The 12,696-nt window shown below is 37.4% G+C and carries 12 protein-coding genes and 1 other annotated feature; of the genes, 1 reads left to right on the top strand and 11 read right to left on the bottom strand.

Translation table 11 applies throughout. From position 1 onward, the window contains the following. Window positions 1-9: 9 nt before the first annotated feature. The 11 genes from LEUM_RS02845 to LEUM_RS10670 form a co-directional block, all read right to left on the bottom strand. Window positions 10-885 carry a helix-turn-helix domain-containing protein gene (locus LEUM_RS02845; protein WP_011679404.1) on the bottom strand — a complete coding sequence of 292 codons (876 nt, stop codon included), beginning with the start codon at window positions 883-885 and terminating at the stop codon, window positions 10-12. A gap of 14 nt (window positions 886-899) precedes the next feature. After that, complete coding sequence (gene yfmH / locus LEUM_RS02840; RefSeq protein WP_011679403.1) at window positions 900-2,171, bottom strand: EF-P 5-aminopentanol modification-associated protein YfmH; 1,272 nt, start codon at window positions 2,169-2,171, stop codon at window positions 900-902. A 1-nt stretch (window position 2,172) separates the two neighbouring features. Continuing rightward, a complete protein-coding gene (gene yfmF, locus LEUM_RS02835; protein ID WP_011679402.1) occupies window positions 2,173-3,438 on the bottom strand; it encodes an EF-P 5-aminopentanol modification-associated protein YfmF in 1,266 nt (421 codons plus the stop codon). After that, on the bottom strand, window positions 3,435-4,889 hold the full coding sequence (cls, locus tag LEUM_RS02830) for a cardiolipin synthase (RefSeq protein ID WP_011679401.1): 1,455 nt from the start codon (window positions 4,887-4,889) through the stop codon (window positions 3,435-3,437). The genes yfmF and cls overlap by 4 nt, the downstream gene beginning before the upstream one ends. An 82-nt stretch (window positions 4,890-4,971) precedes the next feature. Next, window positions 4,972-5,826, bottom strand: a complete 855-nt coding sequence (locus LEUM_RS02825; RefSeq protein ID WP_011679400.1) for an amino acid ABC transporter substrate-binding protein — start codon at window positions 5,824-5,826, stop codon at window positions 4,972-4,974. After that, window positions 5,826-6,464 carry an amino acid ABC transporter ATP-binding protein gene (locus LEUM_RS02820; RefSeq protein ID WP_004164488.1) on the bottom strand — a complete coding sequence of 213 codons (639 nt, stop codon included), beginning with the start codon at window positions 6,462-6,464 and terminating at the stop codon, window positions 5,826-5,828. Before LEUM_RS02820 ends, LEUM_RS02825 begins: the two co-directional genes overlap by 1 nt. A 4-nt stretch (window positions 6,465-6,468) precedes the next feature. Next, window positions 6,469-7,110, bottom strand: a complete 642-nt coding sequence (locus LEUM_RS02815; RefSeq protein ID WP_011679399.1) for an amino acid ABC transporter permease — start codon at window positions 7,108-7,110, stop codon at window positions 6,469-6,471. 225 nt (window positions 7,111-7,335) lie between these two features. Beyond that, window positions 7,336-7,561 (bottom strand) — a binding site (T-box leader). A gap of 35 nt (window positions 7,562-7,596) precedes the next feature. Continuing rightward, a complete protein-coding gene (gene mreD / locus LEUM_RS02810; RefSeq protein WP_011679398.1) occupies window positions 7,597-8,124 on the bottom strand; it encodes a rod shape-determining protein MreD in 528 nt (175 codons plus the stop codon). Beyond that, window positions 8,124-8,981: a rod shape-determining protein MreC gene (gene mreC, locus LEUM_RS02805; RefSeq protein ID WP_011679397.1), complete on the bottom strand. Its 858-nt coding sequence runs from the start codon at window positions 8,979-8,981 to the stop codon at window positions 8,124-8,126. Before mreC ends, mreD begins: the two co-directional genes overlap by 1 nt. 161 nt (window positions 8,982-9,142) lie before the next feature. Further along, window positions 9,143-10,150 carry a rod shape-determining protein gene (locus LEUM_RS02800; RefSeq protein ID WP_004164494.1) on the bottom strand — a complete coding sequence of 336 codons (1,008 nt, stop codon included), beginning with the start codon at window positions 10,148-10,150 and terminating at the stop codon, window positions 9,143-9,145. Window positions 10,151-10,246: 96 nt separating this feature from the next. Next, entirely contained in the window at window positions 10,247-10,420 is a 174-nt protein-coding gene (locus LEUM_RS10670) for a hypothetical protein (RefSeq protein ID WP_004164495.1), read from the bottom strand. Window positions 10,421-10,605: 185 nt separating this feature from the next. On the opposite strand from LEUM_RS10670, the gene LEUM_RS02795 reads away from it, so the two are divergent. Then, a complete protein-coding gene (locus LEUM_RS02795) occupies window positions 10,606-12,660 on the top strand; it encodes an ATP-dependent Clp protease ATP-binding subunit (protein WP_011679396.1) in 2,055 nt (684 codons plus the stop codon). Window positions 12,661-12,696: the final 36 nt, after the last annotated feature.

Below are 12,696 nucleotides of genomic sequence, written 5' to 3'. Positions count from 1 at the left end.
ATACATCCTTTATTTATTGAGATTAAAAAGCACATTCCAAAATGATGTTGTTGCACCACTTACTTCGACATTTTGTCCATCAACTGTAACTGAAGCATTATTAACATTAGAAAATTGTAGATTAAATGCCGTTGTTCCCGATGGAATTTCTACTGTTTTACTGCCACTAGCCAATGTTTCATTTAGTAAAATGTTACTACTAGCATCATTGACCTTAACTGAAGTACCTGTGTTCTTTGCTGTTATAACAACTGTATGCTTTTTAGTATTTTCATTAGACAAATTATAGATTGTCGTCTGCAAACTTGTATTTGTTTCTGGTGTACCTAAATCAAGTATCGAGGATTCCTCACTGGAACTAGAAGCAGATGACTTCGATGCTGATGATTTACTAGAGGATTTGGAAACCTCAGAAGTAGAAACAGAGATATTACCGCCGTTAGATGTCTGTTGAGAATTGGTTCCTATGTGTGTCAATACAAACCAAATAACTATTAAAGCCACAAGAATCAATAGCCCTAAACCAATTGTTGGCATAGAGTTTGCCAACCGTGATCTTGCTGTTGGGGTATTATCTATCCCAGCACGAACAATACCATCATTATCCCTGTGTGCCCGGCTCAAGTCGCTAGTTCGAGACATAGAAATTGGTTTTGTTTCTCCTAATAACTCATCGGGATGTAACCCAACAGCTAATGCATATTGCCGAATAAAAGCACGAACGTAAAAATCACCAGGTAAAACGCTAAGATTGTTTTCTTCAATAGCTGATAAATACCGGCGTTGGATTTTTGTAATTTCTTGGATATCATCCAATGATAATTGTTTTTCTAAGCGAGCAGCCTTAAGTTGCTCGCCTATTTGATTTGTTAAAGTTTCATTCATAATAGCCCACAAGACTACTTATGCAACACAAATCGTTGCAACGTAGCATTTCGATATATTTTATCCGCTGTTACAAGAATGTCATCAAATGTTAAATCTTGTAACAACTCTATCTTATCAAAAAGATTAGTTCCAAACAAGACATCATCACCTTGCAAAGCCATATTTTCTAAGGAATTCAATTTCTGGATCCCCTCGCCAACTGTAGCTCTTCGTAGTGACTCAAAAGCATTTTGTTGGTTTTCTAAAACATTTTGATAATCGTCAATTTGACTTTGAATTTCTTGCGTCAGAATGTCATAATCGTCCGTTTCCGCAAAAAAACTCACATACTGATAATGTTTTATAATATCAAATGATGTGTTAAATTCTGTATCAATAATACCATGACTATATAAATTCTGATACCAATCTGTTTGCTCGCCAAACAATAAATCATCCAAAATATCAGCAATTAAAATACGTTTGGTTGCTTCTATACCAGCGACCTGATTCTGATCAAGTCGGATACCAAAGGCAACTTTAGGACGCGAAACATTAAAGTAGCGTTCTGATTGTTGTTCTTTTGCTGGTAAATTTTTTTCCTGGAAACGGGTTAACTTTTTAGGACGTAAATCTTTTTTGAATTGATTATCTTTAACAACTGCTAATATTTCTTCAGGATTAAAATGCCCCACAATGTGTAGTGTCAGCTGTGTAGGTTGATAAAATGCAGAATGAATAGCGTATAGTAGTTCAGGTGTGATGGTTGCAATCGTTTCACGGGTTCCAGCGATATCTTTAGCAATTGACGAGTCAGGATATAATGTATTTAACAATCCCATATAGAGTGCCCAATTAGGGTCATCATCATACATTTGTATTTCTTGCCCAATAATTCCTTGTTCTTTTTCTACTGTTTGTTTTGAAAAATAAGGCGTTTGAACAAAATCTAATAAATGTGTTAAGGCTGGTATTAAGTTTTGAGTAGTTGAAAACAGATAACTTGTTTGATAAGCATTGGTAAATGCATTAGCATCAGCCCCCAATTCACCAAATCTTGCGAATGCATCTTCATTTTCTTTTTCAAATAGTTTGTGCTCCAGAAAATGTGCTGTGCCAGCAGGAATCTGAATTGGTTGTGCATCATCGATAGCAAATTTTTGCTCTAACGCACCATAAGCCGTTGTTAACACAGCAAAAGTTTTATGGTAATTAGACTTCGGAACCATCACTATTGACAGACCATTATCTAACGTTTCTGTAATCACATCTTCTTTTAGCTTTAGATAATGTTTTGTTTTCATATTAGACCTCAGGCAATAATATATAACGACTTTGAAGCGATATCTTTTGAGCAGCATTTTGAATATCGTCAGCAGTCACAGACTTAACGCGATCAATCCATTCCTGTTCACTCGTTTCTCTTCTTGTGAGTAATCGAGAAAAAGCAACTTCCATTTGACTTGCAGGTGAGTCACGTTGACTTAAGTAATCACTAATTAAGCTCATCTTAATCGCATCAACTGTTTGATTGTCAAAGTCGCCCTCTTGAACGGCTTTAATTTGTTCTTGTATCATCGTGTCAGTCTGACGCACTTTTGTAGTATCCAAGCCAGCCGCAATAGTTAAAAATCCAGTATCATGTTGCCAACGAGAATAGATGCTATATGCTAGTGACTCCTTCTCGCGCACATTCATAAATAATTTTGATAGTGGCGTACCACCCAACAACGAATTCATGACCATAACAGCAAAACGCTGATCATCAAATGGTTTAACATTTAATTGATAAGCCATGGTAAGCATAGCCTGATTAATCGAAGTTTTATGCTCAACTAATTCACTAAGATGTAATCGAGAGGCTTGCCTATAAAATGGCTCTTTTTCTTCCTTAGCTTGATGTGGCACAATCGGCCACTTCTCTAACAATGAAATAATTTGCTGTTGATTAATATCACCAAGCACAACGATATTCATAGCATCGTCGTTGATCATGTTCTGATAAGCTTGATAAACACCAGATGGATTTAAATGAGCAACAGTCTCTTCATTACCACTAGCGGATACACGCATGCCAGATTTATCATAGGTTATTTCACGAAGTTTAGCCACCGCGTAACGACTTTTATCATCTTTAACGCTGGCAAGTTCATTAATTAGGCTTTGCTGCTCATTGGCAAATACTTGTTCATTGAATGCATGATTCTCCGTCAAAGGATTAAATATCATCTCGCGTAAAAAATCAAAAGCTTCGGTCAGAAGCTGTTTTCCACCCACTATGTAGGTGGGTGCTGGTATTTGCAAAGTAAAGCGTACATGATGCGTTTGACCAATGCGGAAAACATCAGTTTGATATTGGGCACCATACAAATCAATTGTTTTTTGCGCCACTTGTTGTTGTGTTTTATAACGTGCCGAGCTAACAGCAGTCAAATAAGACACTAATGCACGTGCACTAATGTTCTCAGGCTCAACTGCTGTTGAAAAATCAACGGCGATGTGCAATGTTTTAAATTGTGTGGTTGGCAGAATCACAAGATTCGCGCCGTGATTAATAATTGTTTTTTTCATAGTATTGGTGAGAAAAGTCTACTAAACTTTTGCTTAAACTTCATCCAGGCAGACTGTTTCTCAAAATATTCCATTGTTAATTTTGTGGACTTTAATACATCTTGCTCAAATAAATCTTCTAGATCAGCTGCAAAGTCCGGATCATATATAAATGCGTTGCCTTCAAAATTAAGAGAAAATGAACGGATATCCATATTAGCTGACCCGACAGTTGCTACCTCGTTATCAATGATCACAACCTTGCTATGTAAAAAACCACCATCATAGCGGTAAACTGTCGCGCCGAGATCAATTAATTCTTGAGCATAATATTCTGTTGCCCGATAAACTAAAGGATGATCGGGCTGATTAGGTATCATTAATTTCACCTTAACCCCGGATAAAATAGCAACTTCAAGCGTTTCTAACACAGGACCGTCCGGAATGAAATAAGGGGTTTGAATACTTATGCTCTCACGGGCAGAAGAAAACATTCTCATGTAACCTTGTTTGATCTGCTTCATATCGTCATCAGGACCACTGGAAACAATTTGAACCATAGACTTCCCTGGTAACGAGAAGTTTTCAGGGAAGTACTTTGTCGTCTGGGTCAATAACTCTCTACCTTCAGCGGTGGCGTTCCAATCCATTAAAAATCGACTTTGCAATGATAATACTGCATCCCCAATAATTCGAGTATGAGTATCACGCCAATAACCAAATTTTTTAGATTCACCAATATATTGATCACCGACATTAAATCCGCCGATGTATCCAATTTTACCATCAATAATAGCAATTTTACGGTGATTTCTGAAGTTGAAGCGCAAAGTTAGTAGCTGAAAGCGTCGCATTAAGAACGGTACAGCAACACCCCCAGCTGCACGTAATTGTCTATACATTTTAGGATGTTGTCCATGAGAACCAAACTGATCGTAAATAACGCGAACTTCAACACCTTCACCAGCTTTTTCAGTTAATAGGTCAACTAGCTGATGTCCTATTTTATCATCAAAAATAGAAAAATATTCTAAATGAATATGTTCCTTTGCAGCCCTAATATCTGAGAATAATTTATCAAACTTTTTTTGTCCATCACTAAAAATTGTAATTTTATTACCACGTGTCAAAACTGCGCGATCAGATGATAAAAATAATTTCAACAATTCTGTTGCACTGTATGGAATAGGAAGTAAGTTCTCAATATCTTGTAACTGTTTTTTTTGATTTAAAGCAATCTGATCTAAACCACGTTGTTCTTGGGTCCGTAGGCGAAATATCTTTTTACTAGAAATACGACTACCAGCCAAAAAGAAGATGGCAAATCCTACAACAGGTAACAACAAAAGCACAAGCATCCATGCCCAAATTGTAGCAATTTCACGTTTTTGCCGAAAAACAGCAATAAATGAAATAATTGTATTGATAACCAATGCTATTAATATAACAATCCAAAAAGATGTCCTAAGCATACTGCCCTCCCCAGCGCAACAAAAACTATTAATACCATTCTAACATAAAAGCAGCACCATTACGGTGCTGCTAAAGTATGTGTCAATTACCAAACCATTTCGTACTATATTTTTGTAAACGACCGTCTTTTTTATAAGTTTTTAATTCTTTATTTACTGCTTGTCGTAATTTTTTATCTGCTTTGCGGAAGCCAACTGCATTGTCATTTACTGGGAAACCACCTGTTGTGATTGTGTAATCATTTGGGTTAGACTGATGCGCAACATAATAACGTGCATAGTCTTCATCAATCAATAACCCATCAATGCGACTCGCATTCAAATCATTGAATGCTTTGTCAAATGTATCATAGCCAATAACCTTTTGATCTTTAACATATTGTTTCAAAACTTTAGGATACTGTGCAAAAGTTTGATCACCACTTGAAGCTGTTTGATCGCCCAATACTTTATCTTGCATATCAGAAAACTTATTAATGTTACTTTTCTTTAAAGTAACAAGCACTTGCGTTGCCTTGTGATAAGGTGTTGAAAAAGCAACCTTCTTTTTCCGGTCATCTGTAATTGTATAACCGTTCCAGATAGCATCAATGTTTCCGGTATTTAATTCTGTTTCTTTCATTGACCAATCAATGGGTTGCCACTTTACCTTGATACCCAAACTCTTGAACACAGCGGTTGCCAAATCAACATCAAATCCTACTAATTTACCCGATTTATCGCGAAATCCCATTGGAACAAATGTATCATCTAGACCAATCGTAATTTGCTTTTCCCTCTTGATTCGTGACCATTGATCTGTTTTCACTACTGTCTGTTCTGTACTTTTGCTTTTTTGGGAATTATTAGATAAAGAGAGAGCTGCCATAACGACCAGTGCGATAAATAAAATACCAACAATACTATTAACAACAATCTTCTTTTTCATGCTTGGCATTAGCGTTTTACCTCCGTTGCAAAATCAAACACGCGATCAGAAACCATTTCAGCAAATGGCTGATCGTGCGTAATAATAACTTGTGTTACACCACGTTTCTTAAGCGTTTTAACAACATCAGCGACTTGGTGTGTCGATGCTTCATCCAATCCACTTGTAGGTTCATCATATGCCAAAATTTTCGGGTTCATGGCCAGTGCACGTGCAATTGCTGCGCGCTGCTTTTGACCACCAGATAATTGATAGGGAAACAAATTAGCTTTATCTAACATGCCTAAGGATTCCAAAAGCTCCTGCCCTTGTTCAACGGCCTTTGATGAAGACTGTTTATTAACATTAATAGGTGCTAACGTGATATTGTCAATGACTGTGTAGTTTGGGAATAGATTAAAATCTTGGAAAATCATGCCAATATTCGTATCGGAGCTTTCACCTTTAATATCGATGTTTTCACCATTTAAAATAATTTCGCCATCGTCTGCAGTTTCTAATCCTGCCATAATTTTAATTAAGGTTGTTTTACCAATACCAGATGGGCCGACAATGCTTAATACTTCACCATCATGTACTGTTAAATTCAAGGATTTAAAGATCACATTTTGATCGTATTTTTTAGTTAAGTTTTTGATTTCTAACATTAAATTACCTCCATGTATTCAAAACTGTTTCACTACGGCGCAATAATAATGTGACAACCGCCGTCATAATCAAATATATCAATCCAACTAATAGATATGGCATCAAAGTGACGTCACGACTAGCCGCAATATTTCCTGCTCGCAAGATGTCACCTAAGCCAATAACATAAACTAAAGAAGTGTCCTTGACCAAGTTAATCACTTCATTACCAAATGAAGGAACAACAATCTTGATTACTTGTGGCAAAATTATTTTAAAAAATGTTTGTATTTTACTAAAGCCAAGTACTTTAGCAGCATCATATTGCCCTCTTGGGACTGATTGTAGTCCACCACGGAAAATTTCAGCAAGATAGGCTGCATAATTGATAATAAACGCTATGATAGCAGCTTCAAATCGTGGAAATGCTATACCCATCATTCCAAGACCATAGTAGATAAAAATCAATTGTAAAAGTAACGGCGTACCACGCATAATCCAGATATAACCGTTAATCAACCAACGTATTGTAAAGTAAGGTGATTTCATCCCTAAGGATACTAAAATTCCCAATGGTACAGATCCAATGATTGTTAGGAAGAACACCCCTAGCGTCGTTTTTAGTCCAGCCAATAAACTGGGAAGAATTGTAGTTAGATAACTCATAATTGAAACTCCTTTGTTGAATTGCACTTATAACTCATATATTTTCACGAGAAAGAACAATCACATTTATAATGTATTTATAAAACGAAAAAATCCTCTTACAGTATTTCTACTGCAAGAGGACGCAAAAGCGTGGTTCCACCTCGAATTCAACTTTTGCTCACACAAAAGTTCTCCACCAGTCTTCTAACCAATTAAAAACGCCCCCAAATACAAGAAATGTATTTAGAGGGCGTTTCATCGCGGTTCCACCTCTTTGTTATGCTACTATCACTAGTAGCATCTCAATAAGTCAAAGACTGTTATGTGATAACGGACACTTCCGACAAAGCTTACTTTGTTCAGCTTTATACTCATAGATGTGTTTCGTTCAATTTAACTATTTGCTCACAGCAACCGCAAATTCTCTTCTAAATTTAAAATGAACTACTCTTCTACTCAACGTTTTACTATATGGTCATAATTATACTATAAAAAGATAACTTGTCAACGCAGAAACTGAAATAAAGACCATACGGGATAATATGATGCAGCCGCAAAAACTAGATTTAAAATTACTGTTGGCAATACCTCGTACAATAAAAACGATAACATACTAACATTAGCAATTCCAGTAACAAATCCACTAACATAAGAAATCAGTAGGTAAATAAGCAAGCCAGCTAAATATAAAAGCAAGCCACTTACTAGACGCTCATCTAGCACTTTATGCAGTTGCTTCATCACAGCTACCGCGGCAATAAATGCAAAAGTATATGTACCAAAAATACCAGTGTAGTACATATCAAACAATATACCAATGACCACAATATAAAACCATAAAGGTAACTCGTTTTCAACATCAAATTGGACACCCAAAAAGAGCCAACCAAGTGTCAAAGTGGGTAAAATATGCCAAGGAAATTGTGTAAATAACCCCCCCATACTAGACATGAATGTTCCATCAACAAACAGTATCAAAAATAATAACACAGGATAAATTACACGCAATCTCGTCAATTGCCAAAATGCCATTAATTTGCTCCTATCTGTGAAATTGCAACCATAACTGTGGTGATATTACCTAGATCAGCCGCAGGTTCAATGTATATTTTCTTGGATAAACCATAATCATCCGTCGTGACACTAGCAACCTTACCAACGTACAATCCTGCTGGAATAACACCACCGAGGCCAGAAGTTTCAACTAAATCACCTTTACTGATTTTATTATTTGACGTAACTTGCCCCATAATTAGTTGATTTTTCTCACGGTTAAAACTTGTTACAATGCCGTTAACATCGCCATCATCACCCTTAATTTTAATCGCAAATCTATTGGCATCGGAACTAGTATCAGAAATCAAAGCCACTTTTGAATTAGTTGTGTTTACTTCACTAATACGGCCAATAATTCCGGCACCTGCAAGCACTGGCATCCCTTTTTTCAAACCTGAATTGGATCCTTCATCGATAACTAATTGTGACTGCCATGTTGTCGGTGAACGACTAATGGTCACAGCCGAAACTGTTTTATAGTCTGTCAATGTGGCTTTTAGTTTTAATTGTTGCTTCAGAGATTTGTTCTCTTCTTCAACTGTTTGTAGGTGAACCTTGTCTTGAGCAAATTCATCAATCTTAGATTTCAACCGCTTGTTTTCTTCAAATGTATCTAACAGGTTACTAATACTATTTGCTGTACGCCCAACGGCAGTCGTTGGAACAGCAATAATACGACTAACGCCACCCGCTAAATCATTCCCAAACCGCTGTAAAAAAGGTGGCGTATTCGTTCTCTTGGCCCACCAATTTGATCCTGCAATTAAACTTACAATTACTATAAACGCAACAATTATTGATACCAACGTGCGTGATGAAAATATTTTTTTCATGTATTTCCCCAAAAAGCCAGTTACCACTTCTAAAAACAGTTGACAGTTTCATCTACTTTCAATGGTATGCTACCTTGTTTTACTTAGAAACTTTTATTTGACATTAATTCTTGAAAATAAATAATAGCGTAGCGCAAGCGCCACGCTATTTTAAACTACCATTACTTTTGTCGCATGACATCAATAGATTTCAACGCCTCACCAGTACCAATAGCAACTGCATCTAATGGCTCGTTAGCTATTAAAACTGGTACCTTAGTTGCATCCTGAATAATTTTTTCAATGTCGCGCAATAATGCTCCACCACCGGTCAAAATCATACCGTGATCAATAACATCTGCAGCTAACTCCGGTTGAGTCGATTCCAACGTCTCACGAATAGCTGCCACGATTTCTTGCACTGGTTCTTGAATTGATGTGGCTACATCTTCAGCGGTAACATCAATTGTCTTAGGCAAACCAGTCAATAAGTCACGACCTCTGACCGTAGCATTTGGTAAGGTACGTGCTAAAGCAAGTGATGCAGCACCAATTTCGATTTTGAGTCTTTCAGCTGTCGGCTCACCAATGGTAACATTATATTTGTTACGAACAAAATTAGCAATTGCTTCGTCCAACTTGTCTCCGGCTATACGGATTGAACGGCTTGAAACAATTCCACCTAATGAAATTGTCGCAACATCAGTCGTTCCGCCGCCCATGTCAACAACCATTGATCCAGTAGGATCCATAACTGGTAACCCAGCACCAACCGCTGCGGCAAAAGGCTCCTCTATAACATAAGCGTCACGCGCGCCAGCAACACGAGCAGCATCAATAACAGCACGTCTTTCAACAGCTGTTACACCTGAAGGTACGCCAATCGTTACATAAGGTTTGCCAATACGTCCGCCAAGTGCTTTTTGCAAATAGTAACGAATCATTGCAACGGTTGTATCATAATCGGCAATAACACCGTCACGCATCGGACGAATAGCAGCGATACTTGCAGGTGTTCGGCCTAACATGTCTTTAGCTTCAGAACCTACAGCAACGACTTCATTGGTTTGTGTATTACGCGCAACTACTGATGGTTCACGCAATATGATGCCACGACCTTCGATATATACATATGTGTTAGCGGTACCCAGATCGATACCAACATTTTTTTGTCCAAATGAAAATGCCACTGTACTGCCCCTTATCGTGTTACGACTGCAATTGCAACACATTTAAATTTTACTTAACTTATAATATTGTAGCATAAAACTGGTTTAATTCGCACATCAATTTGAGCGAACATATGTAACTTTACCGTGAGCGTGAGCAATACCACGAATAGTATTCTGATATGCGAAATTTGCCCATGCCTTTTGAAATTCCGGAAATACTGCTGGTGTCACTTCAATTTCGTCTATTTTCCCATCACGCAAATCATTTAATGCTTGTGTATAATCCATAATTCACCTCATAGACAGTATAACATTTTTAAAATTAGCACTCTACTTTAAAGAGTGCTAATTTTAATTGCATTTTTCTTAAATCGTGCTATAATTAAAGCATAACCTACAGAAAGGAATCGTGTGCAATACTATGGTGAAATGCAATAACTGTATTCCATGGTGCTTCACACTAAGTAAAAGATATGGCACAACAAGATTCGTTTGGTTTTGGTAATTTAGATGAAATGTTTCGCGCAATGAATGAACAAATGGCGCAAGCACAAGGACAACAAAATACACAAGCACAAAAAAATAATAATGGTAATAAAAAAAGACGCTTACTTGATGAGTTTGGTATTAATTTAACCAAACAAGCTCGCGACGGAAAGCTCGACCCTGTTATTGGTCGAGATAACGAAGTTGCTCGCACAATTGAAATTTTAAATCGTCGTACAAAGAATAATCCAGTACTAATTGGTGAACCTGGTGTTGGTAAAACAGCTATTGTTGAAGGCCTAGCGCAAGCTATTGTAGCTGGAAAGGTGCCTGAAAAGTTACAGCATAAAGAAGTTATTCGTTTGGAAATGTCGGCCTTAGTTCAAGGTACGAGCATGCGTGGTCAATTCGAAGCACGGATGCGTGAATTAATGAAAGAAGTTACGAACAGCGATGATGTCATCTTGTTCATTGATGAAATTCATGAAATTATGGGTGCCGGAAATGCTGAAGGTGGTATGGATGCAGGTAATATTTTGAAGCCTGCCCTAGCTCGTGGTGAGTTCCAATTAATCGGTGCAACAACTTTAAATGAGTATCGAAAAATTGAAAAAGATGGTGCTATTGCCCGTCGTTTCCAGCCAGTGCAAGTCGAAGAACCTTCTAAAGAAGAAACTATCACGATTTTAGAAGGAATTAGTGAACGGTATGAAAAGTATCACTATGTTACATTCAGTGATTCTGCCCTTCAAGCAGCTGTTGAACTATCTGATCGTTACATTCCAGAAAGATTCCTACCGGATAAAGCAATTGATTTACTTGATGAAGCTGGCTCACGTAAAAATTTGACAATGAAAGTTGCGGACCCCAAAACTATTCAAGTGAATATCGAAGCAGCTGATAAATTAAAGCAAGAAGCAATTGATAAAGAAGATTTTGAAAAAGCAAGCTATTGGCGTGATCAGGTAAACCAACTTGAGTCACAAAAGGCACAAGTCGAGGCTCACCCCGAGATGTCAAAGCCACAAACAGTAACAGAGCAAGATATATTAAAAATTGTTGAAGATAAAACTGATATTCCTGTTGGAGCTTTAAAAGAAAACGAGGCTAATCAACTAAAAGATTTGGATAAAAACTTATCGAAACATGTAATTGGTCAAGATGAGGCAGTAGAAAAACTAGCCAAGGCGATTCGCCGTAATCGTATTGGTCTAACAAAATCTGGTCGTCCAATTGGATCATTCCTATTTGTCGGGCCGACCGGTGTTGGTAAAACTGAAACTGCCAAGCAATTAGCTAAGGAAATGTTTGGTAGCAAAGATGCAATGATTCGTTTCGACATGTCAGAGTACATGGAAAAACATACCGTTTCTAAAATGATTGGTGCTCCTGCCGGTTATGTCGGTTACGAAGAGGCTGGTCAATTAACAGAACAAGTTCGCCGTCGTCCCTACTCATTGGTTCTCTTTGATGAAGTAGAAAAAGCACATCCAGATGTAATGAACATGTTCTTACAGATTCTTGATGATGGCCGTCTAACTGATGCACAAGGTCACATAGTGAGTTTCAAAGACACTGTCATTATTATGACTTCTAACGCTGGTTCAACAGACACAGGAAATACACCTGTGGGATTCGCCCAAGTTGATCAACAAAATCGTTTGATGCAACGTTTGGAAAATTATTTCCGTCCAGAGTTCTTGAACCGTTTAGACGATATCATTGATTTCCAACCTTTGTCACAAGATCATCTACTAAAAATTGTCGACTTATTATTGACTGATATGAATGAGAACTTGTCTGACAACGATTTGCACATTGATTTAAGCACTGCTGCTAAGCAGAAATTAGTGGAGCTCGGTTATGACCCTGCGATGGGTGCTCGACCTCTCCGTCGTGTCATGCAAGATAAAATTGCCGATGGTATCGCCGATTTCTATTTAGAACACCCAGATGTTCATCATTTGCAAGCTGACATTGTTCATAATGAATTTGTTATTAGTGAAGTTAAGCCAGAACCAGTTACTGTAAATAAAATTTAACTTACGTGTGATATGAAACGACTTTCAGGTCGTTTT

The organism is Leuconostoc mesenteroides subsp. mesenteroides ATCC 8293 (genome assembly GCF_000014445.1).
Lineage (GTDB): Bacteria > Bacillota > Bacilli > Lactobacillales > Lactobacillaceae > Leuconostoc > Leuconostoc mesenteroides.
The sequence above is the reverse complement of the archived record's forward strand: the minus strand, read 5'-3'. Positions and strand labels throughout refer to the sequence as shown.

Excerpts from the sequence above, each read along its gene's own strand:
- LEUM_RS02845 (WP_011679404.1), bottom strand. The coding sequence starts at position 885 with ATGAATGAAACTTTAACAAATCAAATAGGCGAGCAACTTAAGGCTGCT.
- yfmH (WP_011679403.1), bottom strand. The coding sequence starts at position 2,171 with ATGAAAACAAAACATTATCTAAAGCTAAAAGAAGATGTGATTACAGAA.
- yfmF (WP_011679402.1), bottom strand. The coding sequence starts at position 3,438 with ATGAAAAAAACAATTATTAATCACGGCGCGAATCTTGTGATTCTGCCA.
- cls (WP_011679401.1), bottom strand. The coding sequence starts at position 4,889 with ATGCTTAGGACATCTTTTTGGATTGTTATATTAATAGCATTGGTTATC.
- LEUM_RS02825 (WP_011679400.1), bottom strand. The coding sequence starts at position 5,826 with ATGCCAAGCATGAAAAAGAAGATTGTTGTTAATAGTATTGTTGGTATT.
- LEUM_RS02820 (WP_004164488.1), bottom strand. The coding sequence starts at position 6,464 with ATGTTAGAAATCAAAAACTTAACTAAAAAATACGATCAAAATGTGATC.
- LEUM_RS02815 (WP_011679399.1), bottom strand. The coding sequence starts at position 7,110 with ATGAGTTATCTAACTACAATTCTTCCCAGTTTATTGGCTGGACTAAAA.
- mreD (WP_011679398.1), bottom strand. The coding sequence starts at position 8,124 with ATGGCATTTTGGCAATTGACGAGATTGCGTGTAATTTATCCTGTGTTA.
- mreC (WP_011679397.1), bottom strand. The coding sequence starts at position 8,981 with ATGAAAAAAATATTTTCATCACGCACGTTGGTATCAATAATTGTTGCG.
- LEUM_RS10670 (WP_004164495.1), bottom strand. The coding sequence starts at position 10,420 with ATGGATTATACACAAGCATTAAATGATTTGCGTGATGGGAAAATAGAC.
- LEUM_RS02795 (WP_011679396.1), top strand. The coding sequence starts at position 10,606 with ATGGCACAACAAGATTCGTTTGGTTTTGGTAATTTAGATGAAATGTTT.